General features: G+C 48.5%; 14 protein-coding genes. 1 reads left to right on the top strand and 13 read right to left on the bottom strand.

Annotation, left to right across the window (positions count from 1 at the left end):
* Positions 1–34: 34 nt before the first annotated feature.
* The 5 genes from STSP2_RS11030 to STSP2_RS11010 all read right to left on the bottom strand — a co-directional run bounded on the left by STSP2_RS11030 (position 35) and on the right by STSP2_RS11010 (position 9,261).
* A complete protein-coding gene (locus STSP2_RS11030; RefSeq protein ID WP_146662641.1) occupies positions 35–3,121 on the bottom strand; it encodes a family 43 glycosylhydrolase in 3,087 nt (1,028 codons plus the stop codon).
* A gap of 173 nt (positions 3,122–3,294) precedes the next feature.
* On the bottom strand, positions 3,295–5,901 hold the full coding sequence (locus STSP2_RS11025; protein ID WP_169853161.1) for a LamG-like jellyroll fold domain-containing protein: 2,607 nt from the start codon (positions 5,899–5,901) through the stop codon (positions 3,295–3,297).
* A gap of 90 nt (positions 5,902–5,991) precedes the next feature.
* On the bottom strand, positions 5,992–6,915 hold the full coding sequence (locus tag STSP2_RS11020) for a PEP-CTERM sorting domain-containing protein (protein WP_169853160.1): 924 nt from the start codon (positions 6,913–6,915) through the stop codon (positions 5,992–5,994).
* Positions 6,916–7,030: 115 nt separating this feature from the next.
* Positions 7,031–8,707: an NPCBM/NEW2 domain-containing protein gene (locus tag STSP2_RS11015; RefSeq protein WP_146662635.1), complete on the bottom strand. Its 1,677-nt coding sequence runs from the start codon at positions 8,705–8,707 to the stop codon at positions 7,031–7,033.
* On the bottom strand, positions 8,707–9,261 hold the full coding sequence (locus STSP2_RS11010; protein WP_146662633.1) for a sigma-70 family RNA polymerase sigma factor: 555 nt from the start codon (positions 9,259–9,261) through the stop codon (positions 8,707–8,709). Before STSP2_RS11010 ends, STSP2_RS11015 begins: the two co-directional genes overlap by 1 nt.
* Before the next feature lie 1,014 nt (positions 9,262–10,275).
* Between STSP2_RS11010 and STSP2_RS11005 the strand changes: the two genes are divergently transcribed.
* A complete protein-coding gene (locus STSP2_RS11005) occupies positions 10,276–10,518 on the top strand; it encodes a hypothetical protein (protein ID WP_146662632.1) in 243 nt (80 codons plus the stop codon).
* A 341-nt stretch (positions 10,519–10,859) separates the two neighbouring features.
* Here the strand turns inward: STSP2_RS11005 and STSP2_RS11000 are convergent.
* The 8 genes from STSP2_RS11000 to STSP2_RS18110 all read right to left on the bottom strand — a co-directional run bounded on the left by STSP2_RS11000 (position 10,860) and on the right by STSP2_RS18110 (position 19,588).
* Positions 10,860–12,043, bottom strand: a protein-coding gene (locus STSP2_RS11000) for an IS3 family transposase (protein WP_418202197.1) whose coding sequence is annotated in 2 segments (ribosomal slippage) — positions 10,860–11,779 and positions 11,779–12,043 — 1,185 coding nt in all. Because the reading frame shifts where the segments join, the coding sequence is not laid out codon by codon here.
* A 419-nt stretch (positions 12,044–12,462) separates the two neighbouring features.
* Positions 12,463–15,315: a CBM96 family carbohydrate-binding protein gene (locus tag STSP2_RS10995; RefSeq protein WP_169853159.1), complete on the bottom strand. Its 2,853-nt coding sequence runs from the start codon at positions 15,313–15,315 to the stop codon at positions 12,463–12,465.
* A 34-nt stretch (positions 15,316–15,349) separates the two neighbouring features.
* A complete protein-coding gene (locus STSP2_RS18115) occupies positions 15,350–15,883 on the bottom strand; it encodes a transposase (RefSeq protein WP_169853158.1) in 534 nt (177 codons plus the stop codon).
* An 11-nt stretch (positions 15,884–15,894) separates the two neighbouring features.
* Entirely contained in the window at positions 15,895–16,389 is a 495-nt protein-coding gene (locus tag STSP2_RS10985) for a helix-turn-helix domain-containing protein (protein ID WP_146659256.1), read from the bottom strand.
* A gap of 777 nt (positions 16,390–17,166) precedes the next feature.
* A complete protein-coding gene (locus tag STSP2_RS10980; protein ID WP_146662627.1) occupies positions 17,167–18,258 on the bottom strand; it encodes a sulfatase-like hydrolase/transferase in 1,092 nt (363 codons plus the stop codon).
* Positions 18,248–18,820, bottom strand: a complete 573-nt coding sequence (locus tag STSP2_RS10975) for an IS630 family transposase (protein WP_146659672.1) — start codon at positions 18,818–18,820, stop codon at positions 18,248–18,250. Before STSP2_RS10975 ends, STSP2_RS10980 begins: the two co-directional genes overlap by 11 nt.
* On the bottom strand, positions 18,727–19,296 hold the full coding sequence (locus tag STSP2_RS10970; protein WP_146659670.1) for a winged helix-turn-helix domain-containing protein: 570 nt from the start codon (positions 19,294–19,296) through the stop codon (positions 18,727–18,729). The genes STSP2_RS10975 and STSP2_RS10970 overlap by 94 nt, the downstream gene beginning before the upstream one ends.
* Positions 19,297–19,336: 40 nt before the next feature.
* Positions 19,337–19,588 (bottom strand): sulfatase-like hydrolase/transferase, encoded by a 252-nt coding sequence (locus tag STSP2_RS18110; protein ID WP_418202212.1) that lies wholly within the window; start codon positions 19,586–19,588, stop codon positions 19,337–19,339.
* Positions 19,589–19,647 lie beyond the last annotated feature (59 nt).

The following is a 19,647-nucleotide window of genomic DNA, read 5'->3' as shown; positions in this document are numbered from 1 at the left end:
TTATCATCCCTTGATCAAATCTTGCGGTGAAAGTTTAGTTACTGCTGAAATCGCTGCATCCGCTTTGTCCCTGTTCGGAACATGTAAGCCAGTATTGAGCCATTTCAGCCAAATCGTTGATATCCACCACGCAGTCTCTGTTGAAATCACCAGAGGCATAACCCCATGCACCGCACTCGTTATCAGCTACTGTAACCATTACCGGATCGATGATAAGTTCATCATACTGCGGATCAGAGCTGAAAAATGTAATTGCCAGGGGCACGGTATGCATGGCATTCTCCAGGTCAAGATCGTCAACTGCGGCAATCCGGATCGACTGCGGAGTACTCCAGTTACTTGGCTTGAAAGTCATGTACGATGGAGAGAGTGTGAGCTGGCCGCGTCCATTCTGCTCGCTGACCGTGACAACCACATCGTTGCTTGGCTTACTCGTCAGGGCGAAATACATATCGCTAGAAGTGGTTCCATCTTCGTAAACCAGAATATTCTCAGGGCTAACATCAATGCCAGAATAGAAAAGGAACTCTTCGGGTTCCAAGGCATTTGCACTGATTCTAACTTCATCGATGTGACCGAAGAAACGGTCCTCGTGTCCACCGTCAAACAGCCCGCGTCCTACCGTCCATCCGCCGCCATGCCAGTCACTGCCGATAAATACTGTCCAATCTGAACTCAGTCTTAGATCGGGACTGCCCGAGGCTGCTATATCCGTTTGGGCAACCAGTTGATAACCAGCTTTGGCATCAGTATTATTGAGATAAAGACGGAGTTCTTTTCCGTCACAAACGGCTGCTGCATGATACCAATGTCCGCCATTGTCATATTCGATTACCCCAGGCTCAGAAACAGCTTCATGCCAGAAACCCGAGACGTCGGCAAACTTAATCGCGACACTATCATCCGGCTGGAGCTGCAAGTACAATGAAGCGAGCTTATAATCAGCATAGGTGACACCGAGGCCATCGCGGCCTACGATAGTGCGATGACCACCATCCTGAGGCTTGAAGGACGCTTCGATGGTAAAGTCCAGCGGCTGCCAGTCATCAATGGCAACACCTGTGGGCTGAGCGTCATCTGAAGACGTGAACATGCCGGGTAAACCGTCAACATTCATCACACTTACCTGATTGCTGGCTTGTGTTTGTGGAACAGTCTCAAGCGGCACATCGTTTCGATATAAATAAGCTCCCAGTGTTTCGGACCATACAGATAGATGGTTGCCGTTTCCGGACATATCCAAAACGCTCGGATAATATTCGCCATTAGGCAGACCACCGTGTGGGACGCGTGTGCCGATAGTGCCCTCTTCGAACCGCCAGTAAGCTACTGTGTCGATATTCGGATCGCTGAAAAGAAATTCAGTTTCGTTCAAAGCCACACGACTGATCCTGACCTCGTCCAGATATCCCCATGCACGGTCACCATGACCTCCAGCATAGAGTCCACGCCCAACTGTCCAGCTTCCGGCATTCCAATCAGGCCCATCGCCTCCACCTGCAGTCAATGCGGTATTCGGGCTGGGATTGACTGCTGTCATATCCGTCTGGGCGATCAACTGATATCCAGACTCACTGTGATTATGATCGAGCAAGTACAGCGACAGAGTCGAACCATCACTTACGGCCGCAACACTATACCAGGGCACCCCGTTTCCATCGGGGTCAGCACCGAAATCGAATGATTCAAAAACATTTACCTCAGAAGTTGCATCGTGCCAGTAACCCGCGACATCGCAGAACTTTATCGCAAGGCGGTTGTCCGGATCAGCCTGCAAGTACAAGGCAGCGAAATCGGCATTAGGATTATCTCCAGCGGTATTGGATCCCCAACTGTCTCTGCCAATCAATGTTCTGAAGCCTCCATTTTCAAGTTTAAATGTTGCTTCTACAGTGAACGCAGCCGGAGAAATACGACTAACCAGATCATAAGGACTTGTCCACATACCTGGGAAGCTGCCAGAGTTTTTTACGCTGAAATGGTTTGCAGCCTCGGTCTGTGTAACCAGAGAAGATGGTACTTGCGGACGGAACACATAACCTCCATTGCCCTGATCCCATACAGACAATTCATTTCCATTCCCCGAACTGTCTGTAACTGACAAATGAAAAATCCCACCCGGATTGGGGTTTGGCACCTGAGCTCCAGCGGGACCACCCTCAAACCGCCAGTAGGCACTGATTTTCGGATCAACTTCGTTCGCCGGTGCAGGTAATTCAATTCCGCGGGTAGCCCTGCTGTGCAAAACACCGTTCCTGTCAAACCACATGGGGTCAATGCAAACAAAACGTTCATAACTCAGTTCGGGGTTCACCTTCTGATGGTAAATATGCCACATGTTGCCCGCAGCATCCCTCGTTACAGCTCCATGGCCGGGACCATGTACTCCTCCGCCGCCATGTATTATCGGATTGCCTGGGTATTTGGTAAATGGACCCATTGGACTTGTAGCCGTAGCATAACCAATTGCATAATCCGCTGAATCGGCCGCGCTTCCCGAATACAGGAGATAGTACAAACCATTATGTTTCATCATCCAGGGTCCTTCATTTACCCTTCCGGTACGCATCTCCCAATCCTGACTTGGCTCTAGAATAACACGAGGAGTTCCAGTCAGAAAAGCTGGGCCGTCCATCGGATGAACATAGATATGGCCCAGATCCGTGTAGTACAAATAACACCGCCCATCGTCGTCCTGGAAAACATGCGCGTCGATGTAACCGGTAAGTCGTATACCCTGATCGATAAACGGCCCTAAAGGGTTGTCCGCTATCGCAAGGCCGATATGCCAGTCAGAGGTGTACCACATGTAAAATTTACCGTCAGCCTGGTGGTAAAAAACATCGGGAGCCCAGGCCACTCCGTACGGCGGCTGAAAAACCTCTCCTGCAAAATTCCAGTGCACTAAGTCATATGAAGTATAAGCATTAAATCTGACATTATCCCCCGTTGGATACATGTAGTAAATGCCGTCGTGCAAAATGATGGTAGGATCTGCCGGCCCTACTGCCGGTATCACAGGATTCGTATAAGTTGGCTCAGCATGTACCAAACCGCCGCAGAAAAACAAAACCACAAAGATAGAACCTATATAAAACAAAACAAATTTATTAGTACTCATTATTCATCCATCTTTTAATTCAGTAAAACTGCTATTTGCACCCAGACCAACCTGCACAATCAATTTCTACCAACAACGATCGATTACCCTGGTCCATCTTGACCTCTGTTAAAATGGGGGTTGCACCGGAGTCGGCACAACCCCCGTCCATCTTAATCAAGTAATCCTACATACTACAGTTGACAATCAACTGTATCGAGACGGCCGCAATGCAGCCATTCTGCAGCAAATTCAGCGAAGTCAGCCATATCTACGTTACAGTCATCGTTGAAGTCCATTTGACCCAATTCTTCAACACATGGGTTAGGTGTGACATTGTAGGCATCTGGGCCAAGCTCGTAATAAGCTTCAACCCATGGGCCGGTCAACGCCAAATTATAAATACGGAACTCATCGATCGAACCGCTGAACATAGCGTCGTTGAACTGAGAACGACCGATCCAGTTGTTCACGTCCATGATGTCAGCAAGAGTTACAAAGAAGTCACTGTCTTCGGCAACTTCCATACCGTTGTAATACAGCTTCTGGATGCCGGCTGCACCGTCAAAAGTACATGCAACGCAAGCCTGCTGACCACCTGCGACTCCTGAGTTGTCGGGGTTTTGAGTTACTCGGCTGGTGCTGCCGCCATTAAGAACTGTCTCAAACCGCCATGCGGGTCCAGCGTCAACCTTCGGGCTCATCATTATATATTCCTGCGAATCAGGTGCATCAGCCAGGTAGTATTCGCCATTTATCTCCTCGACGCCATCAAGGCCGGTTGCGAAATCTTCGCCTCCGGTAGATGTACCCATGTCGAATACACGTGGCCAGTTACCTGTGTCAGCAGCATCATATGTGAACCATACCATGACAGTAGCGCTCTTGCCCAAAGCAGAAACAATACCGTTTGGCAGATCTACGTAAGCACCCTGTACAGGCAAAAGCATGTCACGTGTGGCCTCGGGATCAGCAGGATCAGTAACCGTTTCAACAGGACCAGAGGTCAGGCCGCTATTGTTGAGTACAATCTTGCCGTCAGTGAACGAATAGTTCACATCGCCGTTATCGACTACTGTACCGTGTGCACCACTGATAGAGTCCGTGGCATCGCCGTCGAAACCATAACGGTGAACCAGGTAGTCAGTAGATGCACTTGCACCGCCGTGAGCAAAGACATTTGCTGTAGGCGAAAGGTCATAACAGCCATCGCCGTTGCCCATTGGGTCAAGCAGCTTGACATATGCGTAGTAGTCGCCATTGTCCGCTCTGTCGGCAGCAACAATGGTCAGCGTTGTTTCAGTTGCATTTGTCACATCAGGACTATAGGTGACTTCAGTATCACCAGGTACATTGGCTATCATAATGTCGGCAGGGTCATTGGGATCAGGAGTTTCGAAGTTGTCCTGCTCACCGACTACCTTGTACCACGTAATTTCCTTGACACCGACTGTACCGCGAGTAATGGGTGCTATAAAGACAGCATCCTGCGGTGTGTAGCTGTGATCTGTTGCGTCGGGCACGTTAGTCACGTCACCTGAAATACCTACATCCGGACAGGCTCTTGGCCCAAAGAAACGATTGATAGTTCCAGGATGTACAGTTGTAGAATCATACACAGCAGTTCCGTCCGCATAGTTGGGGTCATATGTTACAGCATCGATTCGATAGAAGTAGTCGTTGTTGTAATCATAAGGACCGGACCAGGTGTAAGTGGTCGTGGCCACATCTGTAATTGCCGCAGATTTGTGCAGATAAGTTGTGGGCGTGTCCTGTGCCAGATCCGCGTAGTTATCTGCAACATATACCTCATAGCGGTCAAATTGTGAATCCTGTGGGATATCAACGGTCCACGAATAAGTGGCTGAGGTGGTCGTAGACAGGAATACATCGCGTGCCGGCGATACTGCATTCGTGAAGCCTGCAGGCCTTGCCAGGAACTCGGTTGGGTTCAAAGCCGAATCCGAAATGCGGATCTCGTCCATGTATCCCCATGCACGGTCACCGTGTCCGCCTCCATACAGACCGCGTGCAACTGTCCAGTTACCGGCATCCCAGTCACCACCGTCACCGGCACCTGCGGTAAGTGCAGTATTCGTACTGCCGCTTTCTGTCAGATCAGTCTGAGCGATCAAACGATAGTCGTAATCTGTGCCATGCTCGAGCAGATACAGAGACAGAGTCTGACCGTCGCTAACTGCAGTCATGCTGTACCAGGGGATCCCGTCGCCATTGGGGTTAGAGGCAAAATCATACGACTGGAAAATACCTGTCGCCGAAACTGCCTGGTGCCAGTATCCGTCCTGGTCACAGAACTTGATGGCCAATGCATTATCTGGCAGAGCCTGGAAGTACAAAGCTGCAAGGTCGCCGTTTTCATCCGCTGTCCCTTGACTGTCACGGCCTATGATGCAGCGAAATCCACCATTTTCAAGCTTGAAAGTAGCTTCGATGGTGAACTGTGCCGGAGCCATCGTGCTGATCTGTGAACCTGTCTCAGTGAACATACCCGGAACACCATTTGTGTTCTTAAGACAGAGGGCATTTGCAGCACCGGTTTGGGCAACGGTAGCGTAGGCCACTGAATCGCGGTAGCCAAACGCCGTGTCATCCCAAACTGACAGATCATTGCCGTTACCCGATACATCCAAAATATCTGCAGCGAACGCACCACTGCCTGCACCATGCAGGACCTGTTCACCGGCCGCACCATCTTCAAATCGCCAGTAGGCGACCGTATTCGCCATAACGGTCGTACCGGCCAAACATACAATTGCTAACAACAACATAAATCTTTTCATCTTTGATCTCCTGGTCTTAACAACAAAATAGAACGCTTTACATTTCACACTAAACTTTGTGCCGTATTCAACCCAAACCGGCATACTTCACTATTTACGCCTTCTGAGCAAAGTCATATATCCCAAGCCCATCAATGCCAATGTTGCGGGCTCAGGTACCAGAAATTCGCTCTGGCTAAGAGCTTCGTCACTGATGCGAACTTCATCAACAAAGCCCCAGGCCCTGTCGCCGTGCCAGCCGTCGTACAAACCACGAGCAACCGTCCAGTTACCGGCGTCCCAGTCGCCGCCGTCACCTGCACCAGCAGTCAAAGCAGTGTCTTCACTTCCACTTGCTGCTATATCGGTCTCAGCGATCAGGTCCCACACACCAGCGCCTGCCTCGCGCAGATACAGAGACAAAGTTGAACCATCGCTCACAGCAGAAACGCTGTACCAGGGCACATTTGAACCGGTTGGGTCGCTGCCAAAGTCAAACGACTCAAAGATGGCATTTTCTGAAACTGCCTCGTGCCAGAAACCGGAAACATCCGAATACTTGATAGCCAGGGCATTGTCCGGCGTCGCCTGGAGGTACAAAGCTGCTAGTGCCGAGTTATCAGAAACAGTTCCGTAAGAGTCACGGCCAATTATCGTTCGATAGTTGCCGTTCTCAATTTTGAAAGAAGCCTCGATCGTAAACGTCCCAGGAGCCATTGTGCTTATCTGCGAACCTGTCTGAGTAAACATGCCCGGGAAGCCGCCGGTGTTCTTGACGCTCAGATCATTGGCAGCTCCTGTCCCCGGCACTGTGGAATAGGGAACATCGGCACGATAACCGAACGATCCGCCGCCTTGGGTTTCCCACACCGAAAGATGATTGCCGTTACCGGACACATCCGAAATATCCGCACTGAACTGAGCCGGGTCAGCACCATGCTGGACCTGCTCACCTGGGACACCGTCCTCGAAACGCCAATAGGCCACGGTCCCAGCATTAACGCCGGCAGCGCAAGCACATAACACTAACAACATTATAAACTTCTTCATCTTGATACCCTCCAAAAACAAAAGTTACAAATTTCTAAAAACGATTCATCACTCACCTAATTTACGCTTCATATCATCACCATGAATAACTGGAACAATTTTAATCATCCACCGACGTTATAAGTTTTGGTTCAACGAAAAGACACCAATCCGAATCAGTTGCTCGCTGTTCAACAACCGGCAGGTCTTTGTCACCTCCATCGGTTGCGATCAGGGTCAGGAAACGGTCGGATGGCTTCAATTCCACCTGGACCTGATAAGGCCGTCCTTTTTCGTTGATCTGTTTCTTGCTGTATCGAATTTCACCATCCACCAACACCCAGACATCTGCATTACCCTGACGGTCAGCGTTTTCTGATATCCCGGTCCACGTCTTGAAACCGTCGATGTTCAACAGCGGATAATCATTGCGGATGGCCCTAAGGTCAAAAGTGATCCCAAGATTAGCATGCAGCATAATACTCTGTGGACTGTTGTCGGAGGGCCGCATGTCCGGCTGAACTCCTTCAAAGGACAGACGATCCACCTCCAGACCCTTATGAATATCGAAATAATAAATATTGTTCGTCGGCGGACATTCTGTGAAAACATGGTCCTCCGAGGAGACAACCACTGATCCTTGGTTGCCGTCGGGCACGAATACACCATCAACATAACGCCTCTCTGGTATCAAAATATATTCGCCGCTGCCTTTACGATCCTCATGAATAAAATCTACCAGTTCCCCGGTTACAGGATTTATACTCTTGTCCGTAGTGCTGGTGCCAAGCCCATTTCCCCCGCAGAACATGTCAGTCAGATCGATCTCCGACTCACCTCGCCAAATCATATTTGTGGTTGAATCTATCTGACGAACAAACGATGTTGATTCACATGGAATTTCCGACACCTCCATAGAACCGGTCGACACTTTGCGTGCCAGGCCAGCAGGTACTTCCTGACTTTTCTTGCTCTGATTCTCCCCGCTTATCAGCATCGTCTTGCCCTTGTTAACGTGCAAGGCCGTGTTGCCCCTAAAGTCAACGCCGACACCGAACTGAGTACCAAGGTCAATGATCATTGAATTTGGAGTTGCCACGGAAAAACCGATCGCTTCCTGCGGCACTATTGAATACAGTTGACCATAATGTAGTTTGATACGATCATCTGAAATAATTTCAAATTCTGCCGGTCCCTCGATTGTAACTGCTGCATTGCTGTCGAATTGCAGTGAAACAAATCCGTCGCCCAGCAGAGAATGCCTTGACCCTGTCATCAGCCGGTCACCCTTTTGGGGAATCGTTTCACTGGCACCCCAACGTGCGTTTATGCTGTCCTTCAGCGTAGCAACTTCAAGCTGACGATTCACCGGCAGTCTGACGAGAATAGCAAAAAACAAAAGCGCCGCTACTGAAAATGCCAGTGTAGCAATGGAAAGCTTGCTCAACGACTTCTTTTCAGCCGGAGGATAAACCACATTTTCGATCAGATGCGGATCAGGCGTTTCACTTGGAATTTCAACGGTTGGAGCGATCTTTTCCTGTTCCGCAAGAGCCTGCCATACCTCATGGCTCAGCGTATCATCGCATTTGGGCAATTCTTGGGGCTTCTCAGGCTTCCACTCCATCTTGCGAATGTTCTCAACTACACTGACAGCCTGAATATAGTAATCCCTGGCCTCATCAGACTCTTCGAGGAAATTCCTGAGCGACTCCAATTCTGCTCTGCACGCCTTGTCGTCCAGCGAGAGGATCAGCAGATCCATGATTTCTTTTTTTTGTTTTGCACTCAGGGCCATTATAATTGTTCCTTCCCTGCTACTTGTTTTTGAATGCAAGCAAGAAGCAGTTGGTGAATTCTAGAGATGTTGCGGTATACGTACTGGACGGAACAGCCGAAACGACTTGCGAGGTTTTTTGCAGTGTGATTTTCAAAGTAACGCAACTGAAGCAATTTACGGTCCTGCCCTTTGAGCTTTTTGACACACCCCTTCAGATATGTCTGATAGTCCTTAGACGAGTCCGAAACTCGCTGAAAATTACGGTCCAGTTTTGCAATAAGCTGATGGTCGTAATAGAACTCATTTCGTTTCTTTTTCTTGCGGTAATAGTCAAGAACAAGATAGTAGGCAAACTTCTTGCCCCAAGCCAGAAAATCGGTTCCGTGCTCAAAACTATCGAACTTTTCCCACATTAGACCTGTGGTCTCCTGCAGAATATCGTCCGCATCATTTAGACGGGGAACCATAGACAGTATGTAACTATAGATACGAGCCTGCTGCGCTGTAAGGAGCGAAACAAACTCGCGACCCTTTTCGTCTCGAACCGAATTGTCCTGCCCTTGCTGATCCATATCTTCCAATCAAAACCTGTGTCATTCTCTAATCTCTTATGTAAAATGCCCCGAGATTTTAAACAAGAAATCTGAACGATTTATCCTAAATCCTTTGCTGAGAATAGTTTACAAGCCATAATTTTATTCAAGTCAACACAGTTAACAACCATGGGTTTTAACCCGTGGTTGTCAACTTGCCTATCAAAAACATGAGCTGGTTTGCAGCGACCCCGCGATCGAGATCTCCGAATGCCACCCTTGCATCGATGGAAAACCTATCTTCATCCAGGAATCAGACGTGTACTATTTACCGGAACATTCTTTAAATAGCTACCCGGATAATCGCTATTACTGCCCCACTAACATTTGAACCTGTTTCAAAACTGCTTTTGGGTTCTCGGCGAGCATTTTTTCACCTCGGCAAAGCGATTAAAATCGGCCATAGCTATTCTATTGACAGTGTTAATCAAAGCAGACGAACGGAAAAATGACCACTGAAAGGCAAATCTGAGTTTTGAAACCGCTTCTAAACTGAAAACACCAACGAAAACAGGATCCTGCATCCATTCAGCACTGTGCAATAGCTGCGGAAGCTACTTTGTCTTTGGACGGTTGGTGCAGGATAATCGCTATCTCCAAGATAAATTTCTGCGACTCAAAAAGCCTTATAAGTAATAGAATACTATACAAGAAAATACAACTACCAATCAAGATTTCAACTTGACTTTCTAGTTGAGAGATGTGTTGTTAATATAGGTCAAATAGCTTTGTTTCATAGATCACCGCCTTCGGAGCTCCCGAGGCCAAGCAATTTAGGTGTGTGGCTTAGATTGACTATTAATGTCTACTTGCATACGGTTCCTGTGAAAACCAAAAGCCGCAACGGATACTTTCTGTTACGGCTATTTTAATCTACTTATTGTGAAAGGAGATAATTATGAATATCACAAAAAACACTCCCCACCCGGTCAAATACGATATACAATGACGATATTTGTCGATACGACAAGGATCTCTTTAGGGAAAGCACTTTTGCAGTTTATTATAGGTCACACCGAGAAGTTCGTAGCCTTCCTCGCATTCTCTCCCAAGCCGCACATTCTCCTTGCAGCGCCCGACATCACAGAAGAAATCACACAAAACCTCGAAAGCAAGCATAACAAACTAAAGCCTGTCACTCTCGCTCTGTTCCGAAAAGAGCATCTTAAGATCATGCACGGTCAGATTGCTTATGGTAGCAAACTTCGCATAGAAGAAATCCTCAATCTCACCTAGTCGGACATTGATTATGAGAACAAAAAATTACTGTATCCCCGAAGTCTCAGACTGAAACTACTATTGAGTGGGAACCGAAAGACCACGTAATACGCACCCTCCCGATGACCGAACAGACATCTCAGTTTTTGGCCGATCTGCAGGTGTTGTTTTGCCTTGATGGATACTCGTATCCATTCATAGCTCCCGCAAGGTTCAGACCCATCCAAAAGCGGCTAGCTCAAAAAGGATAGACATCTAATTCGCCGACTCAGAACAATCTGATGCGGGATTTTAGGGTCATTCAGAAAAGAGCAGGCAACCCCAAATCACCCTTCATGATCTTATGACCTGCCCCCGAATTATGTACCAGCTACTGTTAGAGAGTTGTCCTTCTCATCTGTCGTGTATTGCTGTAGCTGAGCCGTAGGCGAAGCGGAAGCAATGCACGTGGCGGCGAACTCGGCCGGGGTCGCGTAGTCCAGCCCGCTGTGCGGCCGATGGTTATTATATTCCATCCGCCACTGTTCGACAATCACTTTCGCTTCCTTAACCGAATAAAACAGCTCACGATTGAGCACCTCATCTCTGAACTTGCCGTTGAACGATTCGATGAAGCCATTTTCCCACGGCTGACCCTTCTCGATATAAAGCGTTTCGACGTTCTTTTTGCCGAGCTTCTTCTTGATCGCACTAGCCACAAATTCCGGCCCGTTGTCGCTACGTATAAACCCAGGCACGCCTCGGACCGCAAACAGGTATTCCAGCGTTTCAACCACATCGCCCGACTTGATCGACCTGCCTACTTCTATCGTAAGCGACTCACGCGTGAACTCATCGAGCACCGTGAGAAACTTCAGACTGCGACCGTCCTCGCTCTGGTCGCTGACGAAATCATACGTCCAGACATGGTCCTTGTAGTCGGCTTTTTGCACGCTGCAGCTGTTGTCGCTGTTGCCTTTCGTTTTTCGTCCTTTGCGTCTGTGAGGCACCTGTAATGCTTCCTTTCGCCATATTCGTTGAACTCGTTTATGATTTACACGCCAGCCATGCTGACGAAGCTTGGCCGTTATAAACCTGTAGCCGTAGCTTTGGTGTTCCTTTGCCAGCTCGATTATCTTGCTGGTCAGTGCCGTGTTCGTTGGCTGCTGCTGAGGTTTATACCGCTGGCTGGCTCGCGGCTGACCTATCACCTTGCATGCCCGACGCTCGGATACGGCCAGACTCTTTTGAACATGCCTGGCCGCTTTGCGTCTCCGGGCCGGGCTCAGTAATTTCCCGAAAGCGCCTCTTTGAGTATGGCGTTGTCCAGTGCCTGGTCGGCAACGAGCTTTTTGAGCTGGGCGTTCTCTTTTTGCAGGGCCTTGAGCTGCTTGACCTGGTCGAGCTTCATGCGGCCGTATTGCTTGCGCCAGTTGTAGTAGGTCGCCTCGCTGATGCCCAGCTCACGGCAGGCCTGCTGGACCGTACCGCCGGAGCCGATTACAGCATCCGCCTGGCGGAGCATCTTGACAATCTGTTCGGGACTGTGATTCTTGCGTTTCATAAGAGCATCCTTTCCATAAAAACTAACAAATTATAACGGATACTCTCTAATCAGCAACGGTACAGTTTTTCGGGGTCAAGCCACTTAGATCGGCACTGACCAATTGGGCACAGAATCTACCCATAAGACTGTTAACCACCGGACTTAGGTTCGAGTCTTGATTGAGGAGGGTTAGTTCAACCAAATCGCACAGGCAATTCACGTTTTATGATTTGCTTATTGTCAGAATACATAGATGGGCCAGCCGAAAAGACTGGCCCATCTGCACAATTAATTACATACTCTGCAATTATAAGTATCGCTTTAGTTTTTTTGGCTATGGTCAATCAGCCGCATATCAAACTAAGGCACTGTAATAGAATCCGAGGTCTCAACTTTCAGCGTTGCGTTGTAAGTCTTGCCGCTGACCGTCACGTCCGTCACGGTAAACGTAAACGTTCCGCCGTTCTTGACCTTGTCCGCCGTCTCGAAAATACCGTACCGTCCGCTGCCGTCGTACCGCTCACACTGCCGCTGTACGCGCCTGACCATGTGCCGTAAACAGTCGCGCCGCTTACGTTCGCACCCGTATCGTCTTTGATGTGAACCGTCGCCTGACCCCAGTAGTTAGGCCCAGCATTCCGCGAACCCATCACGATCGAGTTGACATACATCTCAACGGTCTGCTGGCCTTGAGGCGTTGCAGAAACCTCGCTGGAATAGCCCGACTCATTGCTGCTCGTATCAATTGCGGTGACAACATAGTAGTACGTCGTGCCGTTCGTGACAGTGTTGTCGGTGTAATCACTGCTGGACACTCCCTGAGCAACTGCCGCATAACCGCTGCCGCTCGTGGTGCTGCGATAAACAGTGTAGCTTTCCAGATCACCTTCGCTGTTGTCCGTCCAGTCAAGGCTGACCGAACCGTCACCTGCCGTAGCACCAAGACCAGTAGGCGCAGCAGGTGGAGTAGTATCACCTGTATTGGCAGTAACATCAAGTACAGGGTGATAAGAAGTTGCAGCATCTTCCTTGGATGCGAAGTCGATCATGTAAGACGAACCTGCAGTAAGTGAATCTATATGGAACGTCGCAACACCATTCGCATTCATCGCCTGATTGACAAGCGATGTAACGTCAATGCTGTACTGCTGAGCCACCGTCAGGTTATTGCTCGATAACTGAACATCGCTTCCGCTGCTGGTCGGCTGATTGTTCCACGTGATGGCATCTTCCTGCCATCCGTCTAGAGAATCATCTACCAGCCGAATCCTCAGTGTAACACCGGAAACAACAGAAACCGGCGTCAGCTTCAGTGTTGCACTTTGAACATTATCAGTAGTCACATCGCTATAGTCGAACCGCAAGTAAGCTTGACGGTTGTAGCCAGTGTTGTCACTCTTGACTCGCAAGAATGTCTCACTGCCGTAGTTGGTATCTGCTGAACTACCGTCACGAACGTAAGCGTCCGCGGGCAGCACCGGACTCGAGCTCAGAGTGGCCGCACCACTGCCGTTTTCTTTCGAACAAACTTCCAGTGGATACGAGCTCATTTCTTTAACCAGAAGAAATGTAACCTCTCCGTTGGTGTCAGCCTGGAGGAAACTATCTAACTCAGGGGACTTAACCTTGAAGGTCGTTCCCGCAACAGTCGAAGACTGGAATGTCCCTATCATTGTAGTATTGCTGTCTTCTGCAAAGTCCGGCATCAGAGGGGCATTTGTGCTGTTTATAGTCAATTCCGTCCAGTCCACACCAAGCTCATCGCCAGGCTGACCGTCCTTGATGCCCCATACTGTAACGGTTTCATTGCTGGAAATACCGCCATAACATGTAAAGGTAAGCTCTGCTGCATTAAATGTATGCCTGTTGCTTATATCAAAATGAACCCATCCGGTGCGTGTATACGATGACGTGGCACCCGCCGAATCCCGCTTGATGAATAAATAATTTTCGCTTCCATAGTTAGTTGAGTCAGAGCCTCGCACAAAAGTGTCCGCATCGGTCGTCTCAACCCATGTTACGAAGCTAACCGGTATTAGCACAATACCAGTTGCCGTCTGGCCAGTGCTGTCCTGGATCGTGTAATAAAAATAATCCAGACCATCTGAACCACTGTTTGGAGTTGTGTAAGTTATTTCATCTCGACCACCAGGACCGGTCCCGGACGAAATCGCAACCTGCCCGCCTTGCTGAGACGTGCTGTCACATGAAAGAATCGAAATAGCATCGCCGTTACCATCATAATCATTAGCCAACACGTCGTAAGTCCTGCTAACTGGCGTACCAGCGACCACCTGGACATTATCCGATGCATCCAGAGCTGCGTAAGGCGGGGCATCGATGCTCGTATAGCTTCCAATATTGTCAAGTATGCCCGTATTTGCGTCACGATGGTTCAAAATGGACTCTGTTGCAGGGGCGCCAAACCTTCCAAGCTTGTTGCCGTTCATCACCGTCCTACCTTCCGCTTGCCCCCCATGCATATCATTTGCTGACCAGTTGTGCCCTAGCTCGTGACGCCAAATAATGTCAAAACTGCCGTCAGACTCAGAATTGTTGACCGAATACATACTCATATTTGAACCTATACCTGAATTCCAGGCAAGGCCGCCGCCAACGTCACCAACACATGCCACAGCAGCAGCGTCGTAAGTTGTTTGACCTCTTTGATTGTTTTCCCATTCTGCCCTCGTCGCGTCGAGAATACTGCCGCCAGTCAAACCATAATAAGGGCAGTATGTCTGCGAAGTACGGACGATCACCCGTCCGAGCGCTGGCCTTAGCAAGAGATCCCTAGTATAGACAGCTTTCATATTAGCCATTGAAAACTCGACGTTTTCCAGGCACTTCGCAACACTGCTGCCGCCCCGGCTGCTGTCGCTGTAATGCCGGTATTCGACGTCTATACCAATGTCAAAAAGGTAAGTATCCGTACCCGCGTGGTTAGCACTTATCGTATCGGTAGTAGGCAGGGCATATGTAGATGTAAGGTCGCCGCGAGTGCCGGTAACCGAACTGCCATACGTAAACCATGTATAGCCCCTGTCAAAATACACCCTCGTCTTGAGCACATCATTGCTCAACAAGATGCCAGCTGCGATCGCACCTGGATACTCGTCAACCGTACCCATATACGTACGCACCTCACCCGCAGTATATGTATCATAAGTCCCCGATGAATTCTGAACCAGCACTTCGAAATAGCTGCCCCGAATAGTTTCCTTGGTCATCTGAAGGGTGATCGTTTCATTGCCATCACTTACCTGCTGAGTAATTGTGGCTGGCGCCACACCCAAAGCCATTCCCCCGAAAGCTAGTGCCGTTTCAATTATCTAAGTTTAACTTTTGCTGATTTTTTTTATTGCGATATGCTACGTATCTATTCAGTGCAGTTTTAAGCTCATGATGGTTTTGATAATTAGTTCCTCGTATTACGAATTCCTTAACATGGGTAAACTGACATTCGATAGGGTTGAGCCATGATGCGTTGGTCGGCGTCCAGATCAGATGAATATTGTTCTCGCGACAGTACCGCAGAACCTTGTCCTTGCGGTGCGGCGAGAAATTGTCCAGTATCAGGTGTATCCGCTGGTTCGCAGGATACTTTTTCCTGGTCAGTTTCAAAACTTCCAAGAACTCCTGATGCCGCTTGCGTGGCCGAACATATCCCCAGAGCTTTTTCTGATGGACATCGTAAAACGCCAGCCAGTGCTGAACGCCGTGTTTGCGGGTATAGGTCGCAGGCAGCCTCTTGGGATGGTCGGTATGACAGTAATTCCGGCCTGGCTGAGGACGAATCTCCAGCGGTCCGAACTCGTCGAATGATATGGTCGGCCCGTTTGAGGCCGGCTGGTTCACATATCTGCGAATTAGTTTTTTTTAGACTTGAGATTGGGGTCGTTGCACTCTTTCCACGTCTTTGTCCGCCGGAGCTTGACCTTCTTTTCACGCAGGATGGTCCTGAGTGTTTCAATGCTGATCGTAGGAACGATCTTTTCCTGGACAAGATATTCACGCAGTTTTTCCAGGGACCACCGCTTAAAAGGGCAGTCCAGAAGATCGGGCGGACATTTTGCAGTCTCGGCAATAATGGCCTTGTCGTCCTCGGTAAACTCCGGCGGTCTTCCCGGCCGGGGCTTGGGCTCCAACGCCTTAAGGCCGCGTTGGTTAAAGTCTTTGATGATGGCCCTGACATGGTGCGGCGAATAGTGAACCAGCTCGGCGATAGCAGGAACTTTATAGCCCTGGTTAGAGGCAAGAATGACTTGGCCGCGACGAATCTTGATTCGGCTTTTGCTGCTGCGGAGTATCCGCTGAATTTGCTGGCCTTCACTGGTACTGAGGTCTCTGGCGTACAGACACATAAGAAATCCCTTTCTCTGCTTGTAAGCGTGAAATTATTTCTTCGTGTCATTCTATATAATACCAGATTATGCATGGCGCAAGTCTTAAATCATGGAAAAGTTAAAATTATATTTTTGAAACGGCACTAGTACCAACAAACCCCCAAACATTACCTTTGATAAAAGCGCACTTTTTGACATGTCATGCTCCTGAATTAGATCCTTGTTCCGCTTTGAATTGAAACCCCCAGGATCGCCCGCGTACAAACACAAATGCCCCGATCGACAGATCGCACGCAGGCCAATTCAGCCGAACTTCATGCGGATTAAAAATCTTGGAGGATAGACTTCAAGATGACCGCTAATCGCTTCCGCAAGCTTTTTCATACACACACTCCGGTTGACCGATGCAGGACTCGGCCCACAGCACTTTGACTGGTACCCAGTATTCAGGTCTGCTGACCTGCTTTCAAAGCATAATAGAGTTCAACAACTTTGGTACACTTTAGTATTTGATGGAACAGTCACATTATTCAGAAAATCAGACATTTACTTGAACATTTTTAAAATACTGCAAAATACATAGCCATTGGGGCACCAGGTGTGGCAGTTAGCTCTAAATCACTCACCACTGAACCGAGACCAGCGAAAGAACCAATGGTTAATTAAAAAAGACCCAACCATAAAAATGATTGGGCCTTGGGAAACTGATTAAGCCGGAAAGAACTGACATCACATTGCGTCAGTAGATGGCGATTCATCAAAAGCGTTTAAATGATTTCCGTAAGAGACCTCATTTCATGCTACACGGTCCCGCCATTCAATGAGTTTTGCCAAAAGATCCGACTCAATAGAGCTGTAGCCTGAATTGTTCACCAGATTCGTCATTTCGTAGGGATCGTTTGCAAGATCAAACAAATAGTCCGGCTGCCAATCAGATTTGGAAACCGTCAGCTTGAAATCCCCTTCACGGATCATTGCCCAGCCGCCAAGTTCAGAGAAGACCGGAACCGCGTCGAGCTGCCTTTCACCCATTACTAAAGGCGCTATATTGTTTCCTTCGGTAGTAGGTTCCTGGGGCAGGCCCGCAAACCCCAGACATGTCGGGAAAGGATCGATACCAGCCGAGACCAGGTAATCCAGAACCTGGCCTTTCACGCCTCCGGGCGCGCGAACTATAAATGGAACGCGGGTTGACTCTTCCCAATGCACGGTCTTGTTCTTTAAGCCGTGACTACCCTGCATGTCACCATGATCGGCTGTAAAGATGATCACCGTACTATCCCAGAGCCCCAGCCGCTTCAACTCAGCAAACAAACGCCCCAAATTGGCATCCAGTTGAGTAATCATGGCGTAATACTGCCGCAAATACTGATCAAGGTCATACCTGTAATCATCACGCCCATCCGTCACAGTATGCGTCCCGGCAGAGATCGGGGTATAAGGGTCAAAATTCGGATCCGTCGTGCAATTCGGCCGACGGGTAGGCATAAGATTTTCGTACATCTTTTCATATTTCAGGGTTGGCTGTTCCGGATAATGAGGATTCACGTACGAAACCACCATGGCAAATTGTTCATCCACTAGCCCCGCCAGTCGCTCCATTGCAATGTCCGTTGTTTTCTTTGTCCGATGGTCGTTGGTCGGAGTATAATCACCATTTTCATCGAAGAACAGAACGCCATCTATAAAATCATTGTAGTTTTCATACCCGATGAAATCAGTAAAGCCACCCCTATTGTACTCTGGGACGGGATCATTACCGGTACCTCCCAAATGCCATTTGCCTACATAAGACGTTCTATAGCCACCGTCATTAAATGCATCTGCAAAAGTCCGCTCACCGCTGGGAATCCGAAGATTATTATACGCATTGTGATTAATTCTCATGCTTAATCCATTCAGTATTGCATATTGAGCAGAACATTTCTGAGGTTATATTGTTCCATGCAACTGTTCCTGCGTTGAATATTTCCTCATAATTTTTGTAAATGCGGTTGCTCAAGTAGTGACTCTTCATATAGGCCCAAAGACGTTCTATCGGATTCAATTCCGGACTGTATGCAGGCAGGTGAAGCAGGCTGATATTCTTCGGCACAACCAACTGTTTAGCGATATGCCAACCAGCCTGATCAAGAACCAGAACCACATGTACATCTTTGCCTGCCTCCTCGCTTATAAATCTCAGGTGGTGATTCATATAATCAGTGTTAACAGTCGGAGTAATCACAGCCGACGATTTGCCATTGACAGGATTGACAGCTCCAAAAATATATACCCAATCATACTCGGTCTGCTTTACTGCTGTAGGCCTGGATCCTTTTGGAGCCCAAACATTGGTCAGTGTTCCTTGCTGGCCTATTCGCACTTCGTCCTGGAACCAGATCTCAATTTTCTTTTCGGGGTTTTCTGTTCGGACTTTTTGGACAAAAAGGGGGCTTGCTCCAACCACTGCTGCATTTTTTCCGGATCGTTCTTTCGGTGCTTAGGCCTTGGTTTTAGACATGAAAGCCCCAATCTATGCATTAGATCATAGACGCCGAAGAGCGAATATTTTACGCCAAATTCTCTTTCAAGAATCCGTCTTATGTCTCTGCCGCGCAGCACACATACACCACCGTCTGAATCGGTTGGTCCATCTTGAATTCGCTTGATCAACTCAGGCTCTTTTTTGCGTGGCAGTTTTGTGGGCCTGCCGCTTTGACGTTTTGGTGCGATAGCCTCAATGCCGCCATCACGGTAGAAATAACACCATCGCTGAACGAAGTTTTTGCTGCGATCAAGTTTTGTCATGATCGCTTTTGTTTGCCATCCCTCCAATGCCAGGGCTACCACCCGATATCGATCTCGCTGCTTTGCATTGGTTTCAATCCGAGCTTTTTCTTTTAACTTTTGCAGGTCACCGTACTTGATCTCACTGATGTGCATGCCATATTTCCTTTCATTTTTTAGGAATTATGACACATCATTAGCGATGGCGCAAGTCTAAAACCGTGGCGCGCGAAAAAATTTCACAATGCGTATTAGTCATGACCCCTGTTTGTGAAGCATAGCGGCTGGTAAACAAGCAGCATCGATAAGGAGTGCAAATCGGTGCCTCACTATATGCATTGCGGAAAAGTGTACCCTCACTTGCAAGCCAGTCAAGATTAGGGGTCTTAACGTCAGGATGGGCCATGCAGCTCATTGCAAAGCCATGCATCTGATCGGCAAATAGTATGAGAATATTTGGCTGCCGGCCTGCCTTAATATTAAGGGTTCCTCTAAAAATCAGTTAGA

The sequence above is a fragment of the Anaerohalosphaera lusitana genome, from assembly GCF_002007645.1.
GTDB lineage: Bacteria > Planctomycetota > Phycisphaerae > Sedimentisphaerales > Anaerohalosphaeraceae > Anaerohalosphaera > Anaerohalosphaera lusitana.
This window is presented reverse-complemented; position numbering and strand designations above follow the sequence as displayed.